This is a genomic window from Streptomyces sp. NPDC013187 (assembly GCF_042899705.1).
GTDB classification, from domain to species: domain Bacteria; phylum Actinomycetota; class Actinomycetes; order Streptomycetales; family Streptomycetaceae; genus Streptomyces; species Streptomyces hawaiiensis_A.
Window position 1 is genome coordinate 1 of record NZ_JBIBAF010000034.1, and the last position, 20,309, is coordinate 20,309.

15 protein-coding genes and 1 pseudogene are annotated in these 20,309 nt (G+C 71.2%); 8 read left to right on the forward strand and 8 right to left on the reverse strand.

Annotated elements, in window-relative coordinates:
* Nucleotides 1-125 precede the first annotated feature (125 nt).
* The 5 genes from ACFY5B_RS39125 to ACFY5B_RS39145 are packed head-to-tail and all read right to left on the reverse strand — an operon-like array spanning nt 126 to nt 5,742.
* On the reverse strand, nt 126-1,436 hold the full coding sequence (locus ACFY5B_RS39125) for a DUF58 domain-containing protein (protein ID WP_389979933.1): 1,311 nt from the start codon (nt 1,434-1,436) through the stop codon (nt 126-128).
* Complete coding sequence (locus tag ACFY5B_RS39130) at nt 1,436-2,425, reverse strand: AAA family ATPase (RefSeq protein ID WP_389979970.1); 990 nt, start codon at nt 2,423-2,425, stop codon at nt 1,436-1,438. Before ACFY5B_RS39130 ends, ACFY5B_RS39125 begins: the two co-directional genes overlap by 1 nt.
* Complete coding sequence (locus ACFY5B_RS39135) at nt 2,425-3,621, reverse strand: DUF4350 domain-containing protein (protein WP_389979936.1); 1,197 nt, start codon at nt 3,619-3,621, stop codon at nt 2,425-2,427. Before ACFY5B_RS39135 ends, ACFY5B_RS39130 begins: the two co-directional genes overlap by 1 nt.
* Nucleotides 3,618-4,385: a DUF4129 domain-containing protein gene (locus ACFY5B_RS39140; RefSeq protein ID WP_389979939.1), complete on the reverse strand. Its 768-nt coding sequence runs from the start codon at nt 4,383-4,385 to the stop codon at nt 3,618-3,620. Before ACFY5B_RS39140 ends, ACFY5B_RS39135 begins: the two co-directional genes overlap by 4 nt.
* A 4-nt stretch (nt 4,386-4,389) precedes the next feature.
* Nucleotides 4,390-5,742, reverse strand: coding sequence for a glycerophosphoryl diester phosphodiesterase membrane domain-containing protein (locus ACFY5B_RS39145; RefSeq protein ID WP_389979942.1), 1,353 nt, complete (start codon nt 5,740-5,742; stop codon nt 4,390-4,392).
* Between the two features lie 140 nt (nt 5,743-5,882).
* Between ACFY5B_RS39145 and mtnA the strand changes: the two genes are divergently transcribed.
* The 7 genes from mtnA (at nt 5,883) to ACFY5B_RS39180 (ending at nt 15,156) form a co-directional block, all read left to right on the forward strand.
* On the forward strand, nt 5,883-7,031 hold the full coding sequence (mtnA, locus tag ACFY5B_RS39150) for an S-methyl-5-thioribose-1-phosphate isomerase (RefSeq protein ID WP_389979945.1): 1,149 nt from the start codon (nt 5,883-5,885) through the stop codon (nt 7,029-7,031).
* A 175-nt stretch (nt 7,032-7,206) separates the two neighbouring features.
* The gene (mtrA, locus tag ACFY5B_RS39155; protein WP_009188938.1) at nt 7,207-7,896 is read left to right on the forward strand and encodes a two-component system response regulator MtrA; all 690 of its coding nucleotides are present in this window, start codon (nt 7,207-7,209) and stop codon (nt 7,894-7,896) included.
* A 1-nt stretch (nt 7,897) separates the two neighbouring features.
* Nucleotides 7,898-10,147 carry an MtrAB system histidine kinase MtrB gene (mtrB, locus tag ACFY5B_RS39160; RefSeq protein WP_389979949.1) on the forward strand — a complete coding sequence of 750 codons (2,250 nt, stop codon included), beginning with the start codon at nt 7,898-7,900 and terminating at the stop codon, nt 10,145-10,147.
* Nucleotides 10,137-11,966, forward strand: a complete 1,830-nt coding sequence (locus tag ACFY5B_RS39165; protein ID WP_389979952.1) for an LpqB family beta-propeller domain-containing protein — start codon at nt 10,137-10,139, stop codon at nt 11,964-11,966. Before mtrB ends, ACFY5B_RS39165 begins: the two co-directional genes overlap by 11 nt.
* A 307-nt stretch (nt 11,967-12,273) precedes the next feature.
* Nucleotides 12,274-13,197, forward strand: a complete 924-nt coding sequence (locus tag ACFY5B_RS39170; protein WP_389979955.1) for a ComF family protein — start codon at nt 12,274-12,276, stop codon at nt 13,195-13,197.
* Nucleotides 13,198-13,508: 311 nt separating this feature from the next.
* Nucleotides 13,509-14,204 (forward strand): ribosome hibernation-promoting factor, HPF/YfiA family, encoded by a 696-nt coding sequence (gene hpf, locus ACFY5B_RS39175; protein ID WP_389979958.1) that lies wholly within the window; start codon nt 13,509-13,511, stop codon nt 14,202-14,204.
* A 205-nt stretch (nt 14,205-14,409) separates the two neighbouring features.
* Nucleotides 14,410-15,156, forward strand: coding sequence for a response regulator transcription factor (locus tag ACFY5B_RS39180; protein WP_104788408.1), 747 nt, complete (start codon nt 14,410-14,412; stop codon nt 15,154-15,156).
* Nucleotides 15,157-15,165: 9 nt separating this feature from the next.
* Here ACFY5B_RS39180 and ACFY5B_RS39185 read toward each other — a convergent pair whose 3' ends face one another.
* Together ACFY5B_RS39185 and ACFY5B_RS39190 are read right to left on the reverse strand one after the other, a co-directional pair.
* Entirely contained in the window at nt 15,166-16,338 is a 1,173-nt protein-coding gene (locus ACFY5B_RS39185) for a winged helix-turn-helix domain-containing protein (protein ID WP_389979961.1), read from the reverse strand.
* 71 nt (nt 16,339-16,409) lie between these two features.
* Complete coding sequence (locus ACFY5B_RS39190) at nt 16,410-16,976, reverse strand: GNAT family N-acetyltransferase (RefSeq protein ID WP_389979964.1); 567 nt, start codon at nt 16,974-16,976, stop codon at nt 16,410-16,412.
* A 280-nt stretch (nt 16,977-17,256) separates the two neighbouring features.
* Between ACFY5B_RS39190 and secA the strand changes: the two genes are divergently transcribed.
* A complete protein-coding gene (gene secA, locus ACFY5B_RS39195; RefSeq protein ID WP_389979967.1) occupies nt 17,257-20,103 on the forward strand; it encodes a preprotein translocase subunit SecA in 2,847 nt (948 codons plus the stop codon).
* A 104-nt stretch (nt 20,104-20,207) separates the two neighbouring features.
* Here secA and ACFY5B_RS39200 read toward each other — a convergent pair.
* Nucleotides 20,208-20,309: pseudogene (locus ACFY5B_RS39200) on the reverse strand (IS5/IS1182 family transposase); the annotation flags it as partial.

Here is a 20,309-nt window from a genome sequence, read left to right on the forward strand (position 1 = left end):
GGTACTGCAGGGGGGACCCTGTGGGAGAGTAGGACGCCGCCGAACAATTTTTGGGAAAACCCCCGCATCTTCGGATGCGGGGGTTTTCTGCGTTTCAGGGCCCCCTTTCGGGGGCTCGCTGTTTGTCATAGGCGTCCGGCTGCCTTCAGGGCCAAGTACGCGTCCGCCAACGCCGGCGCCAGGTCGTCCGGTGTGGCGTCGACGACCATGACGCCGTGGCGGCGGAGTTGCTCTGCGGTGCGGTGGCGTTCCGACTGGGCCTGGGCGGCTGCGGCTGCCTCGTAGACGGCGTCCACATTGCCGCGGGCCTTGGCCATGTCACCGATGTGCGGGTCCGCTACAGAAGCCAGCAAGACCGTGTGGCGCTGCGTGAGCTGTGAGAGAACCGGGAGCAGGCCCTCTTCGATGGGGGCCGCGTCCAAGGTCGTGAGCAGGACGATCAGGGAGCGGCGAGGGGACGTGCGCAGGGCGGTGGCCGTCAGACCCCGGGCATTCGTCTCGACGAGCTCCGGCTCGAGTGTGGCCATCGCGTTGACCAGAGCGGGAAGGACATCGCCTGCGGTGCGGCCCTGGACCAGGGCGCGGACTTTCCGGTCGTAGGCGAGGAGATCCACGCGGTCACCGGCGCGGGACGCGAGGGCCGCGAGGAGGAGGGCCGCGTCCATGGAAGCGTCGAGGCGGGGTGCGTCGCCCACGCGGCCGGCCGAGGTGCGGCCGGTGTCCAGGACCAGCAGGATGTGGCGGTCGCGCTCGGGGCGCCAGGTGCGTACGGCGACCGTGGTCTGGCGGGCTGTGGCGCGCCAGTCGATGGAACGGGTGTCGTCGCCCGGGACGTACTCGCGCAGGCTGTCGAACTCCGTGCCCTCGCCGCGGGTGAGGACGCTGGTGCGGCCGTCCAGTTCGCGGAGGCGGGCCAGCTTCGAGGGCAGGTGCTTGCGGCTGGTGAACGGGGGCAGGACGCGTACCGTCCAAGGGGCCTTGTGGGTGCCCTGGCGGGCGAAGAGGCCGAGGGGGCCGTAGGAGCGGATGGTGACGCGGTCGGTTCGACGGTCGCCTCGGCGGGTGGGGCTGAGGCGGGTGGTCACACGGCGGCGTTCGCCCGGGGGCACCGTGAGGCTGTGGCGGGAGGCCGCTGTCTCCGTGCCGGGCTGCCAGCTGCTGGGGGGCCAGGCGTCGCGGAGCCGGGCGCGGAGGGGACGGCGGGACGGGTTGGTGACGGTGAGGATCACGTCCGCCGTGTCGCCGAGGCGTACGGAGGTGTCGCCGGAGCGGGTCAGGCCCAGTCGGCGTACGGGGGCGGCCAGCGCGAAATCGCAGGCGCAGGCCACGGCCAGGGGAGCGTTGACCGCCAGGATGCCCGTCCAGCTGGGCTCCCAGATGCCGACGGGGAGGGAGCCCAGGGCCGCGAGGAGGGCGGCGCGTCCGGTGAGCGCCATCAGCGGGGGACGGGGACGTGGGCGAGGATCGCGTTGATGACGGAGTCGGCCGTCACGCCTTCCATCTCCGCCTCGGGACGCAGTTGCACGCGGTGCCGGAGGGTGGGGAGGGCGAGTGCCTTCACATCGTCGGGGATGACGTAGTCGCGGCCGGTCAGCCAGGCCCAGGCGCGGGCGGTGGCCAGGAGGGCCGTGGCGCCTCGCGGGGAGACGCCCAGGGTGAGGGACGGCGACTCGCGGCTGGCACGGCAGATGTCGACGACGTAGGCGGTGATCTCGGGGGAGACGGTCGTCTTGGCGACCGCGGCCCGGGCCGCTTCCAGATCGGCGGGGCCCGCAACGGGGCGTACGCCGGCGGCGTGGAGGTCGCGGGGGTTGAAGCCCTCGGCGTGGCGGGTGAGGACGTCGATCTCGTCCTGGCGGGAGGGGAGGGGGATGGTGAGTTTGAGGAGGAAGCGGTCCAGCTGGGCTTCCGGGAGGGGGTAGGTGCCCTCGTACTCGACCGGGTTCTGGGTCGCGGCGACCAGGAACGGGTCGGGGAGCAGGCGGGGGGTGCCGTCGACCGTGACCTGGCGCTCCTCCATGGCTTCCAGGAGGGACGACTGGGTCTTGGGGGGCGTGCGGTTGATCTCGTCGGCGAGGAGGAGGTTGGTGAAGACCGGGCCGGGCTGGAAGGAGAACTCGGCGCTGCGGGTGTCGTAGACCAGGGAGCCGGTGACGTCGCTGGGCATCAGGTCGGGGGTGAACTGGACGCGCTTGGTGTCGACGTCGAGGGCGGAGGCGAGGGCGCGGACCAGAAGGGTCTTGGCGACGCCGGGGACGCCTTCGAGGAGGACGTGGCCGCGGCAGAGCAGGGCGACGACGAGGCCGGTGACGGCGGGGTCCTGGCCGACCACGGCCTTGGCGATCTCGGCGCGCAGGGCCTCCAGGGCGTCTCGGGCGGTGCCCGGGTCCCCGGCGTTCCCGGCGTTGTCAGTGGTCGGGTCCATCATGGACGGCGTACCTCTCTTTCGAGGGCGTCGAGTCGGTCGGCGAGTGCGATGAGTGCTGCGTCGTCGCTGGGCGGTGGTCCGAAGAGGAGGGCGTGCAGGTCCTGGCCGTCGCCGTGGAGGTGGGCGGACAGGGCGGGGAGCAGGGCCTCGGGCGCGTGCGCCTGGGTGACGGGGACGCCTACGAGGGGGGCGAGGCGGGTGCGGGTGGTGGCGCGAAGAGCGTTGGCCGCGCGGTCGCGGGCGTCGGTCTTGCGGTAGAGGCGGGCGCGGCCTTCGGCGGTTTCGGAGGCGCGGATCGCGACGGGGAGTTTTTCGGGCACGAGGGGGCCGAGTCGGCGTGCCCGCCAGAGGGCGGCCAGGGCTGCGGCGATGAAGAGCTGCAGGGTGCCCCAAAGCCAGCCCGAGGGGAGCAGGTCGAAGAAGCTGCGTTCGTCGTCGGGGCCGGTGGCCGACGTGTCGGAGAGTGAGGGGAGGTACCAGACCAGATGGGGGCGGGAGCCGAGGAGTTGCAGGGCGAGCGAGGCGTTGCCGTGCTCGTCGAGGCGGTCGTTGAGGAGGATGTCGGGCGCGCCGAGGGCGATGGTGTCGCCGTCCCCGCGCTGGTCCGGGATGCGCAGCAGGGTGGCCAGGCGTTCGCTGGGGTAGCACGCGTCGGCGCCGAGGTGGGTGGTGGAGTAGCGGACGCCGCCCGTGTCGGCGGTGCCGGCGCGCCGGGCGGCGGGCAGGGCGCAGTCGGGGGCGAGCGTCGAGTCGAGGCTGGTGGCGGGGTCGGCGGTGACCCCGGGGGCGAGCCGTTCGATGGAGGCGCTGCCGGAGGCGACCAGGACCGTGCGGCCGTGGGATTCGGCGAACGCGTTGCGCAGCCGGGTCTGTTGACTGGGGGTCAGCAGGTCGGGGACGGCGACCAGAAGGGTGGTGTCCGGGCCGGCCGCGGCGGCTGCTTCGTCGAGGGTGGTGACCACACGGGTGTCCACGCCCCGGTCGGCGAGGAGTTCGGCGACGGCGCGGCTGCCGTAGGGGTCGGCGGAGCGCGGGTCGAGTTCGCCGTGGCGGGCGTCGGAGCGGATGACGGCGACGGCGATCGCTCCGGCGAGGAGCACCGCGAGGGCGAGGGCGATGCCGCGCGCGCGGGTCCACACCTGGCGGGCGGTGGGCGAGGCCGAGGTGGACGTGAGGGTGGCCTCGGTGGTCATTCGGCGGCTCCCTGGCGGGTGTGGGGGGCCGTGGCGGCGCTGCTCGTCGCGAGCTGGGGCTTGGTGTGTTCCAGGTCGCGGTCGAGTTCGGCGATGCGGTGGTACGACTGCTCGGTCGCCGAGCGGCCGCCGTATGTGACGTCGTCGAAGTCGCGGGCGGCGGTGCGCAGTCGGTCGGTGTGGGCGGGCAGGGCCCGGCCGGCTTCGGCTGCTGCCTCGTCGGCGGTGCGGCCGGGGCGGACGTCGAGGAGGGCGCGTTCCTCGAGGGCGCGGACGAGGGCCCGCATGCGTTCCTGGACGGCGTGGCTCCAGTGGCCCTGGGCGGCGTGTGCCTCGGCGGCGGCGCGGTGGTCGGCGGCGCTGCGGGGGCGGTCGTCGAACAGGGCTGCGGATGAGCTGGGTTGGCGGCGTGGGGTGCCCAGGCGCCACCACAGGGCGGCCAGGACCGCGACGACGGCCAGGACGACGACGAGCAGGCCGAGTGTGCCGCCGGGGGTGGCGTCCGAGGCGGCGTTGAGGAGTTTGCCGAGCCAGTCCCAGAAGGCGTCGAGGACGCGCTGGAAGAGGCTGGGGTCGTTCTCGTGGTACATCCGCTTGGACAGCTCGCGCCGGGCCGCTTCGCGCGCCGGGTCGCGCGGAACGGTGAGGGGCGGCTCGTCCGCGGAGCGGGCCGGTGACAGCAGCGAGGTGTCACCGGCGCTCAGCAGCGTTCGTATGCCGGCGCGTGGCAGCGCCGTTGTGAGAAGTTCCCCCGCCCGGCTCACCGCATCAGCTCCCCGGGGTGGCGCCGGGGGCGGTGGAGCCGTAGCCCTGGACACCGGCGGCGCGGGCCAGTTCGAGGTCGAGGGCCTCACGGCGGATGCGCTGGTCGATGTAGAGGAGCACGGTGACGCCCGCCGTGATCGGGAAAGTGATCATGGAGCCGATCACCGAACCGATGCCGCTGACGATGAGGAACGTCCAGCCCAGGCTGCCGACGCCGGTGTTGAGCCAGCCGGTGAGGCCGTCGCCGCTGAGGGCCGCGGCGAGGAGGGTGAAGGGGATGACGATGATCGACGCGACGACGTTCGCGATGAGCGTGGCGAGCAGCTGGATGCCGAAGATCCGCCACCAGGTGCCCTGGACGAGCTTCGCGGAGCGGCTCATGGCCTTCTTGATGCCCTGCTTCTCCAGCATGAGGGCGGGAGAGGCCAGGGAGAAGCGGATGGCCAGCCACAGGGCGACGATGCCGGCGCCGATGATGCCGAGGACGGTGAGCGCGACGCCCGGGCCGCTGCTGCCGGCGATGGTCACGAGGAGGCCGGGCAGGGCTCCCACGGTGACGACGCCGACGGTGATGAGCAGCAACACGCAGATGAGGCCGAACAGTTTGAGGATCTGGGGGCGGGCGTCGCGCCAGGCCTCGCCGATGGTCACCGACTTGCCGAGTACGGCGCGGCTGGTGACGGTGGTGAGCAGGGCGGTCGCGATGACGGTGCCGACCAGGGAGATCACGAAGACGACGGTGGAGTTGAGCATGGCGTCGCCCATGGCGCGGCTCAGCTCGGTGAGGCTGGCGCTGGGGTCGTTGAGGGCGTCGGTGCTGGTGTCGTCCAGGATCAGGCCCTGGAACAGGACGACGATGACCTCGGTGAGGACGGCGACGGTGAGCGAGATGCCCAGGACCGTGCGCCAGTAGGTGCGCATGGTGGAGACCGCGCCGTCGAGGATCTCGCCCACGCCGAGCGGGCGGAGCGGGATGACGCCGGGCTTGGCGGCGGGCGGGGGGCCGCCCCAGCCGCTTCCCCAGCCGCCGTGAGGTCCTGGCGTGCCGTATCCGCCGTGTCCTGCGGGGCCGTAGCCGCCGGGGGGCTGGTTGCCCCAGCCCGGGCCGGGAGGCGGGGGCGGGGGAGTCTGGCCGGGGGCGGCCGGGCCGCTGGGGGCGGACCACTGGGCCGGTGGCGGCTGGTCCTTGGACCACTGCGGGCCAGGGGCCTGCGGGGCCTGGCCGGGCTGAGCCGGCTGGTCCGGCTGGTCCGCGGGGCCGGGGCGGTCGGTGGGCTCGGCAGGGCCGGACTGGTCCGGCTTCCGGCCGTCGGACGGGGCGGATCCGGGCGAGGCCCAGCCCGGAGTGTCGTTCATCGTCGCTCCTTCACGGTGCCCGTCCGCGGTCGCGGTGGCAGGTTGGCAGCCATCGTGCCATGGGGTGGTCTTGGAGTGACCGGCCGCGGTATGGGCTGCGTACCTTCAATTGTCCGCTCGATAGGGGGCAGACTGACGGCATGGCTGATCAGTACGCGCACAGCGGCGATGACAAGCGGCCGACCGAGATCCCGGCGATCCGCTGGGAAGAGCCACCGGAAGGCCCCGTTCTGGTCCTGCTGGACCAGACGAGGCTGCCGGCCGAGGAGGTCGAACTGGTCTGTACGGATGCGTCCGCGCTTGTGGAGGCGATCCGCTCGCTGGCGGTGCGGGGGGCGCCGCTGCTCGGCATCGCGGGGGCGTACGGTGTCGCGCTCGCCGCCGTGCGGGGCTTCGACGTCGACGAGGCGGCGGCCGCGCTGGCGGGTGCCCGGCCGACGGCTGTGAACCTGGCGGTGGGCGTGCGTCGGGCCCAGTCGGCGCACGAGGCGGCGCTCGCCAGGGGCGGGGACGTCCGGCAGGCGGCCGCGGCGGCGCTGGCCGCGGCGCGGCAGCTGCACCGGGAGGACGCCGAGGCCAGTGGCCGGATGGCCGAGCACGGGGTGGCGCTGCTCGACGAGCTGCTGCCCGGTGGCGGGCACCGGATCCTCACCCACTGCAACACCGGTTCTCTGGTGTCGGGTGGGGAGGGGACGGCGTTCGCGGTGGCGCTGGCGGCGCACCGGACGGGGCGGCTGCGGCGGCTGTGGGTGGACGAGACGCGCCCGCTGCTGCAGGGCGCTCGCCTGACGGCGTACGAGGCGGCTCGCAGCGGGATGGCGTACACGCTGCTCACCGACAACGCGGCGGGGTCGCTGTTCGCCGCGGGGGAGGTGGACGCGGTGCTGATCGGAGCGGACCGCATCACGGCGGACGGTTCGGTGGCGAACAAGGTCGGGAGCTATCCGCTGGCGGTGCTGGCGCGGTACCACCATGTGCCGTTCATCGTGGTGGCGCCGGTGACGACGGTGGATCTGGACACGGCGGACGGGGCGTCAGTCGAGGTGGAGCAGCGTCCCGGGCACGAGGTGACCGAGGTGACGGCGCCGCAGGTGCCGGTGGTCGGTGCGGAGGCGGGCGGTGGGATTCCGGTGGCGCCGCTGGGGACGCAGGCGTACAACCCGGCCTTCGACGTGACTCCGGCCGAGCTGGTGACGGCGATCGTCACGGAGGAGGGTGCCGTTTCGCCGGTGACGGCTGAGGCACTCGCGGAGATGTGTGCGCGGTCGCGCCGGGTGGCGGCGGGCTGAGCGGGGCTCGCTGCGCGGGGTGCGGGGTGGGGGCGGGCTCCGGCCGCCCTCGCCTCTCGGCCCTGCCGGAGATCATCTGCGGGCGGGCGAGGGCAGACAGTAGCGCTTGCTGCGACTATGGTCACTGGCCGGTGACCTACCTCACCACTGCCTTCGCCACTGTTATGAGAATGGGATGATGTCGTTTATGAAGGGACGAGTCCTTGTCGTCGACGACGACACCGCACTGGCCGAGATGCTCGGCATTGTGCTGCGTGGTGAGGGTTTCGAGCCGTCGTTCGTGGCCGACGGTGACAAGGCGCTGGCCGCGTTCCGTGAGGCCAAGCCCGATCTGGTGTTGCTCGATCTGATGCTGCCCGGCCGGGACGGCATCGAGGTGTGCCGTCTGATCAGGGCGGAGTCGGGTGTGCCGATCGTGATGCTGACGGCGAAGAGCGACACCGTCGACGTGGTCGTGGGCCTGGAATCGGGTGCCGACGACTACATCGTGAAGCCGTTCAAGCCGAAGGAGCTGGTGGCCCGGATCCGGGCACGGCTCAGGAGGTCGGAGGAGCCCGCTCCGGAGCAGCTCGCCATCGGTGACCTGGTCATCGACGTGGCGGGGCACTCCGTGAAGCGGGACGGGCAGTCGATCGCGCTGACGCCGCTGGAGTTCGACCTGCTGGTCGCGCTCGCGCGCAAGCCGTGGCAGGTGTTCACGCGCGAGGTGCTGCTCGAGCAGGTCTGGGGCTACCGGCACGCGGCGGACACGCGGCTGGTCAACGTCCATGTGCAGCGGCTGCGCTCCAAGGTCGAGAAGGACCCGGAGAAGCCGGAGATCGTGGTGACCGTCCGTGGCGTCGGGTACAAGGCAGGGCCGAGCTGACATGTCCGGCGACAGTGCCGCTTCGGCGCCCGGCCGGTCCGGGGCCCGCCCGGAGCGGCCTGTCGGGCGGAAGAGGTCCGGCTCCCGCTGGGGGCGGTTCCTGGAGAGCGGGTTGCTGCTCCAGGGCGGAATGCAGGGCAGCCCGGTCATCCGCCTGTTCATGCGGTGGGTGCGCCGGCCGCTGCTGCCCGTCATGCGGCTGTGGCGGCGCAACATCCAGCTCAAGGTCGTCGTCACGACCCTGCTGATGTCGCTGGGCGTGGTGCTGCTGCTGGGCTTCGTCGTCATCGGGCAGGTGCGCAACGGTCTGCTGGACGCCAAGGTGAAGGCGTCCCAGAGCCAGGCCACGGGCGGGTTCGCGGTGGCCAAGCAGCGGGCCGACGAAGCGGCGAGCGGCACGGGCGACGATGTCGCCACGGCGGACGGCCGGCCCGCGCAGAACGTCATCCAGTGGATGAGCGACCTCGTCTCGTCCCTGTCCAGCGGTGGCCAGGGCGCCTTCGACGTGGTCACGCTCCCTGCCTCCGACGCGGACGGCACCGGCGGGCGCGGACCGCGTGCCTCGGGCGAGGTGAACTGGAGCAAGAGCGTGCCCGCCGACCTGCGTGAGCGGATCGGCAGCAATACGACGGCCGCGCAGAGCTACACGCGCATCGTCTACAACAACGAGACCCAGGAGTCCCAGCCGGGCCTTGTCATCGGCAAGCAGGTCAACGACCCCAACGGCGACCCGTACCAGCTGTACTACCTCTTCCCGCTGACCCAGGAGGAGAAGTCGCTGAGCCTGGTCAAGGGCACGCTGGCGACGGCGGGGCTGTTCGTCGTCGTCCTGCTCGGGGCCATCGCGTGGCTCGTCGTGCGGCAGGTCGTCACGCCGGTGCGGATGGCGGCCGGGATCGCCGAGCGGCTGTCGGCGGGGCGGCTCCAGGAACGTATGAAGGTCACCGGCGAGGACGACATCGCACGGCTCGGTGAGGCCTTCAACAAGATGGCGCAGAACCTCCAGCTGAAGATCAGCCAGCTGGAGGACCTGTCGCGGATGCAGCGCCGGTTCGTGTCGGACGTGTCGCACGAGCTGCGTACGCCGCTGACGACCGTACGGATGGCCGCGGACGTCATCCACGAGGCACGGGAGGACTTCGACCCGATCACCGCGCGGTCGGCGGAGCTGCTCGCCGACCAGCTGGACCGGTTCGAGTCGCTGCTCGCGGACCTGCTGGAGATCAGCCGGTTCGACGCGGGCGCGGCGGCGCTGGAGGCGGAGCCGATAGACCTCAGGGACGTCGTGCGGCGGGTGGTCAGCGGGGCCGAGCCGCTCGCTGAGCGCAAGGGCACCCGGATCCGGATCCGCGGGGACCAGCAGCCCGTCGTCGCCGAGGCCGATGCCCGGCGCGTGGAGCGGGTGCTGCGCAACCTCGTCGTCAACGCCGTCGAGCACGGCGAGGGCAGGGACGTCGTCGTCAAGCTCGCCGCGGCGGGAGGCGCGGTCGCCGTGGCGGTACGGGACTACGGGGTCGGGCTCAAGCCGGGCGAGGCGACCCGGGTGTTCAGCCGCTTCTGGCGGGCCGACCCGGCACGCGCCCGTACGACGGGTGGTACGGGTCTGGGGCTGTCCATCGCCCTGGAGGACGCGCGGCTGCACGGCGGCTGGCTGCAGGCTTGGGGCGAGCCGGGTGGCGGCTCGCAGTTCCGGCTGACGCTGCCCAGGACCGCCGACGAGCCGCTGCGGGGCTCCCCGATACCGCTGGAGCCCAAGGACTCCCGGCGGAACCGGGGTCTCGACGACGCCGGACTGCCGTGCGGCGGGGACGGCGAGAAGCGGGCGACCGTACCGGCGCAGCCGGTGAGCGGACCGGTGCCGCAGGGGTCGAAGCGGGACCCGATACCTCCGCGTGTCGCGCCGACGGCGGACCCGACGGCGCTGCCCGGCAATGGTTCGCGCGTGGTGCCCAGGCCCGCCTCGCGCACTCGGCCTCAGGACGAAGCGGCGGAGGCGAAGCAGTCCGGCCCCGGTGAGGTCCCGAGCGGCCGGGAGGGGACCGGGCGCGACCCGGGTGCCGCCGGCCGGACCGGGCGCGACGAGGGTGCCGTCGACCGGACCGGGCGCGACGAGGGTGCCGGCCGCCGGACAGGAGGGGACGCGGCGCCGAACGGGCCGCGCGACGAGGACGACGGCTCCGCGGGCCCTGGTGGCCCGGAGGCCGAGCGGGGGGACGTGGACAGGCAAGGGGAGGCATCTCGTGGGCGCTGACCGCGAGGGGCGCGGCCGGCGCAGGCCCGCGCGCGTGATGGCGTACGCCGCCGGTGGCGTCCTGGTGCTGGCGGGGTGCGCCTCGATGCCGGACAGCGGGGATCTGCGGGGCGTGGAGTCCACCCCGCGCCAGGAGACGCAGGTGCGGGTGTTCGCCGTGCCGCCAGGGGAGGACGCGCCGCCCTCGGAGATCGTGCAGGGCTTCCTGGAGGCGCTCACCAGCGATGATCCGCATTACAAGACCGCTCGTCAGTACCTGACCGGCCAGGCCGCGAAGACCTGGCGGCCCGAGGTGTCCGCCACGGTGCTGACCGACGGCCCGGGCGCCAAGCCCGAGGCGGGGGGCGGCGGGGAGGCCACCGGCGAGATCTCGTACATGCTGACCGGCACCAAGGTCGCCACCGTCGACGCGCAGCAGGCGTACGCACCGGCCACCGGGGCGTACGGCAGGAGCGTGCACCTGACTCAGGACGCCAAGCGGCAGTGGCGGATCGACGCGTTGCCGCAGGGTGTCGTCATGGGGGAGTCGGACTTCCAGCGCAACTACATGTCCGTGAGTAAGTACTACTTCGCTTCGAACACCTCCGCGACCGGGTCGAACGCGCAGCCCACGGCGGTCGCCGACCCCGTCTACGTGCGCCGGCGCGTGGAGCCCATGACACAGATGGTGAGCTCCCTGCTCAAGGGGCCCACGCGGTGGCTCGGGCCGGTGGTCAGGTCGAGCTTCCCGACCGGTACGGCCCTGGCGAAGGACGCCGGTGTGCTGACGCCGGACGACCGGAACAGGCTGACGGTCCCGCTCAACGACAAGGCCGCGGGCATCGGAGCGAACCGGTGCCGGGAGATGGCCGCCCAGGTCCTGTTCACCTTGCGCAATCTCAGCCCGGCCGTGGACGAGGTGGGATTGCGGGCCGGCGGGTCGGAACTGTGCTCGCTCACACAGGGCGAGGCCGACGCGGCTGCGACCAGGAGCTCGGCGCGGCACCCCGACTACCTGTACTTCGTGGACGGCGAGCACCGGCTCGTACGGATCCCCGCGGGCAACAGCGGCACCCAGCCGGACCCGGCGCCCGGAGCGCTCGGCGAGGGTGAGACGGCGCTGCGATCGGTGGCGGTCTCGCGTGACGAACACACCGCGGCCGGGGTCAGTCTCGACGGCAAGTCGCTGTATGTCGGATCGCTGGTTTCGGGCGGTTCGCTGGGCGAGCCGGTGCTGCGCAGCCAGGGCCGTGCCGAGAAGGACCGGCTGACGGCCCCCAGCTGGGACGCGGACGACGGCTTGTGGGTGGCCGACCGCGACCCCGACCATCCCCGGCTGGTCCTCTTCCAGGAGGGCAAGGGCGACCCGGTGGAGGTGCGCATGCCGCCCCTGGGCGGACGGATCCAGTCCGTGCGGGTGGCCGCCGACGGGGTGCGGATCGCGCTGGTCGTGGAGAAGGGCGGCAAGAAGACCCTGCTCGTGGGGCTGATCGAGCGCGACGAGAGGCCGGGTGCGAAGCCGTCCGTCAGCGTGGCCGAACTGCGCTCCGCCACGCCGGAGTTGGAGGAGGTCACCACCATGTCGTGGGCCGGGGACAGCCGGCTCGTGGTGGTCGGGCGCGAGCACGGCGGGGTGGAGCAGATGCGGTACGTCCAGGTCGACGGCTCCACGCCGGACGTGCCGGCCCCCGCGGCTCTGACCGGGGTCAAGGAGGTCACCGCCGCCGAGGACGACCAGCTGCCGCTGGTGGCGTACTCGGTGGACGGCATCGTCCGCCTGCCGTCCGGTGAGCAGTGGCAGAAGGTGACGGAGGGGACGGCGCCGGTCTATCCGGGGTGAGGCGTGGTCGCCCCGCGGCAGGGGCGGCCGGGGTGTGCGGGCGTGGGCGGCCGCTGCTGACGAGGTCGGTCTCGTCGGGGGCGGCTGTCTGCGTGTCGTGAAGTGACTTCTGCAGGCGCCTCTCGTCCCGGTCTGCCGGCGCCCCCTGATGGCACCGCCTGATGGCACCGCTCGTGCCCGGTTTCGCTTGTGATCCCTGAGGATGTCACCTGTGTGGGGGACTCGCAGGTGGCGGAGCGGTTGGTCGTCCACAGGCAGTTGTCCACAGGGGTGGCGGGGTCCGGCCCGTGTCGGCACAGTGGTGGCCATGCGGGGGTGGTGGCAGGACCTCACCGACCTGGTGCTGCCGGGCGAGTGCGGGGGCTGTGGGGTGCCTCGTACGGTGCTGTGCGCGCGGTGCCGTGCGGTGCTGAGCGGAGGAGCGGTGCATCGGGTGCGGCCGGTGCCGGAGCCGCCCGGGCTGCCGTGGGTGTACACGGCTGCGCCGTATGCGGACGAGGTCCGGGCGACGCTGCTGGCCCACAAGGAGCGGGGTGCCCTGGCGCTCGCGGGGCCGCTCGGGGTGGCGCTGGCGGGAGCCGTGCACGCGGGGCTCCGGGGCGTCCCGGTTTCGGCGGGGGCCGGGGTGGCGCGGCCCCGGGGCGGCGGGAATCCCGTGCTGCTCGTGCCGGTCCCGTCCGGGAGGCGGGCCGTGCGGGCCCGGGGGCATGATCCGGCCCGGCGGATCGCGCTCGCGGCGGCGGGTGAGTTGCGGCGGAGGGGGCTTTTGGCCCGGGTGGCCGGTGTGCTGCGGCAGCGACGGGCCGTGGCCGACCAGTCGGGGCTCAACTCCCGGCAGCGGCTGGCCAATCTCGCGGGCGCGCTGGCGGTGATACCGGGAGGTGCCCGGCTGCTCCGGGAAGGGCGGGTCGTCCTCGTCGACGACGTGATGACCACGGGGGCGTCCCTGGCGGAGGCCGCGCGCGCCGTGCGGGCGGCCTTCCTCGGGCCGGGGACGCCGCCCGGGGCGACGGGGCCGATTTGGAACGATGCAGGAACTTCGGCCGTGTACGGGGGAGAGACCTGGGAAAGCAGAGAGGAACAGAACGTCGGATCAAGGCGGGAGAGGACGGGCCGGCGGCCCGCCCGGCGGGTGAATGCGGGCGTGGTCGACGCCGACGGAGTCGTTGACGTGGCGTGCGCGGCAGTCGTCGCGGCCTCACCGGACTCTTTCGAAATAAACCGGAACTGACTGAGATCTTGTGTCGTTGCAGGTAACGAGAGGGCCTTTTCACCTGAACGGAGGTACGCCGCAGTAGAGGGTGACGACATCCGGCCGGGCGAGATATGTTCGGTTGAGAGGGAAAGCCGCAGGCCACACCTCTTCAATCCGAATGCCGTACTGCGGGTTTTTTCATCACTCGTGGCGGTGGAGTGGAGATCTCGCTCTCGGGGGAGGAGGTGGAAGTCACCGCGAGTCCGAGGTTCCGGGACTCACCGGAGCCTGGTGCAAAAGGGAGACGCTCCGCATCGAAGCGGAGTGATCCGGGAACGGAGTTCTGCGTGGACATCGTCGTCAAGGGCCGCAAGACCGAGGTGCCCGAGCGGTTCCGGAAGCACGTGGCCGAGAAGCTGAAGCTGGAGAAGATCCAGAAGCTCGATGGCAAGGTGATCAGCCTCGACGTCGAGGTGTCCAAGGAGCCCAACCCCCGGCAGGCCGACCGCTGTGACCGAGTGGAGATCACCCTCCGCTCCCGCGGCCCGGTGATCCGGGCGGAGGCAGCGGCGAGCGATCCGTACGCGGCGCTCGACCTGGCGGCGGAAAAGCTGGAAGCCCGGCTGCGCAGGCAGCACGACAAGCGGTACTCGCGCCGTGGTGCGCGCCGGATCCCGGCCGCCGAGGTCGCCGACCACGTTCCGGGCGTGGCGACGCTCAACGGAAACGGCTTGGTGCCGGCCTCCGAGGAGGAGCCCGAGGCTGTACCCACGAAGAAGATCGGCTCGCTGGAAGTGCAGGGTGACGGTCCCATCGTCGTCCGTGAGAAGACGCACGTCGCAGCACCCATGACCCTCGACCAGGCTCTCTACGAGATGGAGCTGGTCGGGCACGACTTCTATCTGTTCGTCGACTCCGAGACCAAGGAACCGAGTGTCGTCTACCGACGGCACGCCTACGACTACGGCGTGATCCACCTCAGCACGGACACGATGGTCACACAGTCGCACTCTCCCGACGCGGGCGGTGCGCTCGGCGGCTGACCATGCCGGGTGACAGCGGAACAGGTGCCCCTGGAGCGCGTGTGCGCCCCCAGGGGCACCTCCGTGCGACCACTTCGCGCCCCGCTCCGGCACCCCGGTGCCGTCCAGGCATGAAATCATGGTGACCACGGCCCAACCGGTGGGTCGTTGCTCTGGGTTGGCGATGGCTCAGGACTCAAGGCCACAGCCTTCAGGGGGAGGAACGATGGCGGACAGCTTCGGACCGATGCGTGACGAGGATGCCGACGGCGGCGTCGTCGGCATGGGCCCGGACTCGGGGACTCCCCGCAAGGAACCGATCAGAGTCCTTGTGGTGGACGACCACGCCTTGTTCCGCCGTGGCCTGGAGATCGTGCTCGCCGCCGAGGAGGACATCCAGGTCGTCGGGGAGGCGGGCGACGGCGCCGAGGCCGTGGAGAAGGCCGCCGACCTGCTGCCCGACATCGTCCTGATGGACGTGCGGATGCCCAAGCGGGGCGGGATCGAGGCGTGCACCTCCATCAAGGAGGTGGCACCCAGCGCAAAGATCATCATGCTGACGATCAGCGACGAGGAAGCCGATCTCTACGACGCCATCAAGGCGGGCGCGACCGGCTATCTCCTCAAGGAGATCTCCACGGACGAAGTGGCCACCGCCATTCGCGCGGTGGCCGACGGGCAGTCGCAGATCAGCCCGTCCATGGCGTCGAAACTCCTCACCGAGTTCAAGTCGATGATCCAGCGCACGGACGAACGGCGGCTGGTGCCCGCACCGCGTCTGACCGACCGTGAACTCGAAGTCCTCAAGCTCGTCGCCACGGGTATGAACAACCGCGACATCGCCAAGGAGTTGTTCATCTCCGAGAACACCGTGAAGAACCACGTCCGCAACATCCTGGAGAAGCTGCAACTGCACTCCAGGATGGAAGCGGTGGTGTACGCGATGCGGGAGAAGATCCTCGAGATCCGCTAGGGCCCGGTCTCAGCCGAGAGCACGGGCGAGTTCCTTCGCCAGGGGCTCGCGCAGGCCGGGCGTGTCGACCCGTTCCACGCGGACGTCCGTGCAGTCCACCCAGGTCGCCGCCTCCGCCAGGGCCTGGGCGACGGCCGGGACCGCCTTGGGGCCGTCCAGCGTGACCTGCTTGGCCACCAGTGTGCGGCCCTCGCGGGCCGGGTCCACGCGCCCGACGAGACGCCCGCCGGCCAGCACCGGCATCGCGAAGTAGCCGTACACACGCTTCTGTTTGGGGACGTAGGCCTCCAGGCGGTGTGTGAAGCCGAAGATCCGCTCCGTGCGCGCCCGCTCCCAGATCAGGGAGTCGAAGGGCGACAGGAGCGTGGTGCGGTGGCGGCCGCGCGGGGGCGTCTCCAAGGCCGCGGGATCGGCCCAGGCGGGCTTGCCCCAGCCCTCGACCACGACCGGGACCAGGCCCGAATCGGCAATCACCGCGTCGACCTGCTCGCCCTTGAGGCGGTGGTAGTCGGCGATGTCCGCGCGCGTACCGACCCCCAGGGAGCGGCCCGCCAGGCCCACCAGGCGGCGCAGGCACTCGGTGTCGTCCAGCTCGTCGTGCAGCAGCTCCTGCGGAACGGCGCGCTCGGCGAGGTCGTAGAGGCGCTTCCAGCCGCGGCGCTCCACGCAGACCACCTCGCCGTACATCAGGGCGCGTTCGACGGCGACCTTGGAGCCGGACCAGTCCCACCAGTCGTTCGTCTTCTTCGCGCCGCCCAGCTCCGTCGCCGTGAGGGGGCCTTCGGAGCGGAGCTGCTTGATGACCTGGTCGTAGGCACCGTCCGGGAGGTCGTGGTTCCAGTGCGGGCGGTTGCGGTAGGCGCGGCGGCGGAAGGCGAAGTGGGGCCACTCCTCGATGGGCAGGATGCACGCGGCGTGCGACCAGTACTCGAAGGAGTGCGTGTCCCGCCAGTAGGCGTCCTCCACCGTCTTGCGGCCCACCGCGCCCAGGCGGGCGTACGGGACGAGTTCATGGGAGCGGGCCAGGACCGAGATGGTGTCGAGCTGTATCGCGCCCAGGTGGCGGAGGATGCCGCGGACGCCGGAGCGACGGTCGGGCGCGCCGAGGAAGCCCTGAGCGCGGAGCGCGATTCTGCGGGCCTCGTCGGCGGAGAGGTCTGCGATGGGGGGCGGGGTGGTCATGGCCGCAGAGTAGGGGGTGGGACTGACAATGGGGTGTGACCTGCAGGTCTGCCCCCGATGGGCCGAGACGGTCAGCGCGCCGGCAGGTACGGGGCCGTCGACGGGAGGCCCAGGTCCGAGGGGAGCAGGGAGCCCACCCAGGTGTCGTGGCGTACTCCCTTGTTGTTCGTGGCGGAGCGCAGCGTGCCCTCGATCATGAAGCCCGCTCGTTCCGCCACCGCGCGGGAAGCCCGGTTGCCCACGGTCGCCCGCCATTCGACGCGGTCGAGCGCGGCGTGGGTGAAGGACCAGCGGCAGGCGGCGAGGGCGGCCTCGGTGACGTAACCGTTGGCGCGGTGCTGCTTCGCGGCCCAGAAGCCGATCTCGCCCATGCCCAGGGCGCGCATCGTGATGCCGATCATGCCCGCCAGCTCTCCGGAGTGCGGGAAGACGCCGAAGGTGAACATGGAACCGTCCGCCCAGCCGTCCGGGACGAGTTGTTCCGTGAAGCTCCGGGCGTGCTCGCGCAGGTAGGGCGAGGGGATCGTGGTCCAGCGCTGGATGTCGGGGTCCTGGCAGGCGTCGTACACCGCGTCGGTGTCCTGCGAGCCCACCGTGCGCAGCAGGAGGCGGTCCGTGGTGAGGGTGACGGGGTCCATCGGCCGATTCTGCTCGGCGGCGGGCCACAGCGCTATCTGTTTGCCCTCCGTAAGCGAGTGATCACGCTTTGCGTAATTCGGTGGGGAGGTGCGGCACCATCCGGGGGTGCCGCACGTTGTCCCCTTTGAAGCAGACGTGAATCAGAATTGAAGCAGCGGACGGTCGCCGTCACGGCAGGCCCTCCCGGCGCGGTGGGGTCCTCGCATACGATGGCCGTTGCTCAGTAAGTCAAGTGGTAACCGACCGTCCCAGGCCCGACCGGCAAGGAGACCAACCCCCGTGTCCGTCCTCTCGAAGCTCATGCGTGCAGGCGAAGGCAAGATCCTGCGCAAGCTGCACCGCATCGCGGACCAGGTCAACTCCATCGAAGAGGACTTCGTCGACCTCTCCGACGCCGAGCTGCGCGCTCTCACCGATGAGTACAAGCAGCGCTACGCCGACGGCGAGACCCTGGACGACCTGCTGCCCGAGGCGTTCGCCACCGTCCGCGAGGCCGCCAAGCGCGTCCTAGGCCAGCGTCACTACGACGTGCAGATGATGGGCGGCGCGGCCCTGCACATGGGCTACGTGGCCGAGATGAAGACCGGTGAGGGCAAGACCCTCGTCGGTACGCTGCCCGCGTACCTGAACGCGCTGTCCGGCAAGGGCGTCCACATCATCACGGTCAACGACTACCTGGCCGAGCGCGACTCCGAGATGATGGGCCGAGTCCACCGGTTCCTGGGCCTTGAGGTCGGCTGCATCCTCGCCAACATGACGCCGGCTCAGCGCCGCGAGCAGTACGCCTGCGACATCACCTACGGCACGAACAACGAGTTCGGCTTCGACTACCTGCGCGACAACATGGCGTGGTCCCAGGACGAGCTCGTCCAGCGCGGCCACAATTTCGCCATCGTCGACGAGGTCGACTCCATCCTCATCGACGAGGCCCGTACGCCGCTGATCATCTCCGGGCCCGCCGACCAGGCCACCAAGTGGTACGGCGACTTCGCCAAGCTGGTGAAGCGTCTCAAGCGCGGTGAGGCCGGCCAGCCGCTCAAGGGCATCGAGGAGACCGGCGACTACGACGTCGACGAGAAGAAGCGCACGGTCGCCATCCACGAGTCCGGTGTCGCCAAGGTCGAGGACTGGCTGGGCATCGACAACCTCTACGAGTCGGTGAACACGCCGCTGGTGGGCTACCTGAACAACGCCATCAAGGCCAAGGAGCTCTTCAAGAAGGACAAGGACTACGTCATCATCGACGACGAGGTCATGATCGTCGACGAGCACACCGGACGTATCCTCGCGGGCCGCCGCTACAACGAGGGCATGCACCAGGCCATCGAGGCGAAGGAAGCGGTGCCGATCAAGGACGAGAACCAGACGCTCGCCACGATCACGCTGCAGAACTTCTTCCGCCTCTACAAGCGCCACGACCACAACGGCAAGGAACAGCCCGGTCTGTGCGGCATGACCGGTACGGCCATGACCGAGGCCGCGGAGTTCCACCAGATCTACAAGCTCGGCGTGGTGCCGATCCCGACCAACCGGCCGATGGTCCGCAAGGACCAGTCGGACCTGATCTACCGGACCGAGGTCGCCAAGTTCGAGGCGGTCGTCGACGACATCGAGGAGAAGCACCGCAAGGGGCAGCCGATTCTCGTCGGCACCACCTCCGTCGAGAAGTCCGAGTACCTCTCGCAGCAGCTCAGCAAGCGCGGCATCCAGCACGAGGTGCTGAACGCCAAGCAGCACGACCGGGAGGCGACGATCGTCGCCCAGGCCGGCCGCAAGGGCGCCGTCACCGTGGCGACCAACATGGCCGGCCGTGGTACGGACATCAAGCTCGGCGGCAACCCCGAGGACCTCGCCGAGGCGGAGCTGCGCCAGCGCGGCCTCGACCCGGAGGAGCACATCGAGGAGTGGGCGCACGCCCTGCCCGAGGCGCTCCAGCGGGCCGAGAAGGCCGTCAAGAACGAGAAGGACGAGGTCGAGAAGCTCGGCGGGCTCTACGTGCTGGGCACCGAGCGGCACGAGTCGCGGCGCATCGACAACCAGTTGCGCGGCCGTTCCGGCCGTCAGGGCGACCCGGGCGAGTCCCGCTTCTACCTCTCCCTCGGTGATGACCTGATGCGCCTGTTCAAGGCCCAGATGGTCGAGCGCGTGATGTCGATGGCGAACGTCCCGGACGACGTGCCGATCGAGAACAAGATGGTCACCCGCGCGATCGCCTCCGCCCAGTCGCAGGTCGAGCAGCAGAACTTCGAGACGCGGAAGAACGTCCTCAAGTACGACGAGGTCCTCAACCGCCAGCGTGAGGTCATCTACGGCGAGCGCCGCCGCGTCCTGGAGGGCGAGGACCTGCACGAGCAGGTGCAGCACTTCATGGACGACACCATCGACGCCTACGTCCAGGCCGAGACCGCCGAGGGCTTCCCGGAGGACTGGGACCTCGACCGGCTGTGGGGCGCCTTCAAGCAGCTCTACCCGTGCAACGTCACCGTCGAGGAGCTGGAGGAGGCGGCCGGCGACCGCGCCGGGCTGACCGCCGAGTTCATCGGCGACTCCATCAAGGACGACATCCACGACCAGTACGCGGCGCGTGAGGCGCAGCTCGGCTCCGAGATCATGCGTGAGCTGGAGCGCCGGGTCGTGCTGTCGGTCCTGGACCGCAAGTGGCGCGAGCACCTCTACGAGATGGACTACCTCCAGGAGGGCATCGGCCTGCGCGCCATGGCGCAGAAGGACCCGCTGGTCGAGTACCAGCGCGAGGGCTTCGACATGTTCACCGCCATGATGGAGGGCATCAAGGAGGAGTCCGTCGGCTACCTGTTCAACCTGGAGGTCCAGGTCGAGCAGCAGGTCGAGGAGGTCCCGGTCGAGGACACCAAGCCGGTGGCCGACCTGGAGAAGCACGACGCGGTGCCGGCGCAGGCGGGTTCCCGCCCGGAGATCCGCGCCAAGGGGCTCGACGTCCCGCAGCGGCGCAACCTCCACTTCTCCGCGCCGACGGTCGACGGCGAGGGCGGCACCATCGAGGGCGACTTCACCGAGGACGGCGAGCCGGTGCGCTCGGAGGCCGACGGCCTGACGCGTGCGGAGCGGCGCAAGCAGGCGCGGGGCCGGGGGCGTCGCAAGAAGTGACGGCCGCCGCGTAGCGGCTTGAGGGGCCGGACACCTGCGGGTGTCCGGCCCTTTGTCATGGGCGGGGTCTATGGGTGTCCGGCGCCTAGGTTCTGTCTCTTTGGTCAGGGGCGGGTCCAGATGAGGATGCCCGCGAGGTGGAGTGCGGCCTGGTAGGCGATCGCGAGCTTGTCGGTTCGCGTGGCCAGGCCGCGCCACTGCTTGAG

Excerpts from the sequence above, each read along its gene's own strand:
- ACFY5B_RS39125 (WP_389979933.1), bottom strand. The coding sequence starts at position 1,436 with ATGGCGCTCACCGGACGCGCCGCCCTCCTCGCGGCCCTGGGCTCCCTC.
- ACFY5B_RS39130 (WP_389979970.1), bottom strand. The coding sequence starts at position 2,425 with ATGGACCCGACCACTGACAACGCCGGGAACGCCGGGGACCCGGGCACC.
- ACFY5B_RS39135 (WP_389979936.1), bottom strand. The coding sequence starts at position 3,621 with ATGACCACCGAGGCCACCCTCACGTCCACCTCGGCCTCGCCCACCGCC.
- ACFY5B_RS39145 (WP_389979942.1), bottom strand. The coding sequence starts at position 5,742 with ATGAACGACACTCCGGGCTGGGCCTCGCCCGGATCCGCCCCGTCCGAC.
- mtnA (WP_389979945.1), top strand. The coding sequence starts at position 5,883 with ATGGCTGATCAGTACGCGCACAGCGGCGATGACAAGCGGCCGACCGAG.
- mtrA (WP_009188938.1), top strand. The coding sequence starts at position 7,207 with ATGATGTCGTTTATGAAGGGACGAGTCCTTGTCGTCGACGACGACACC.
- mtrB (WP_389979949.1), top strand. The coding sequence starts at position 7,898 with ATGTCCGGCGACAGTGCCGCTTCGGCGCCCGGCCGGTCCGGGGCCCGC.
- ACFY5B_RS39170 (WP_389979955.1), top strand. The coding sequence starts at position 12,274 with ATGCGGGGGTGGTGGCAGGACCTCACCGACCTGGTGCTGCCGGGCGAG.
- ACFY5B_RS39180 (WP_104788408.1), top strand. The coding sequence starts at position 14,410 with ATGGCGGACAGCTTCGGACCGATGCGTGACGAGGATGCCGACGGCGGC.
- ACFY5B_RS39185 (WP_389979961.1), bottom strand. The coding sequence starts at position 16,338 with ATGACCACCCCGCCCCCCATCGCAGACCTCTCCGCCGACGAGGCCCGC.
- ACFY5B_RS39190 (WP_389979964.1), bottom strand. The coding sequence starts at position 16,976 with ATGGACCCCGTCACCCTCACCACGGACCGCCTCCTGCTGCGCACGGTG.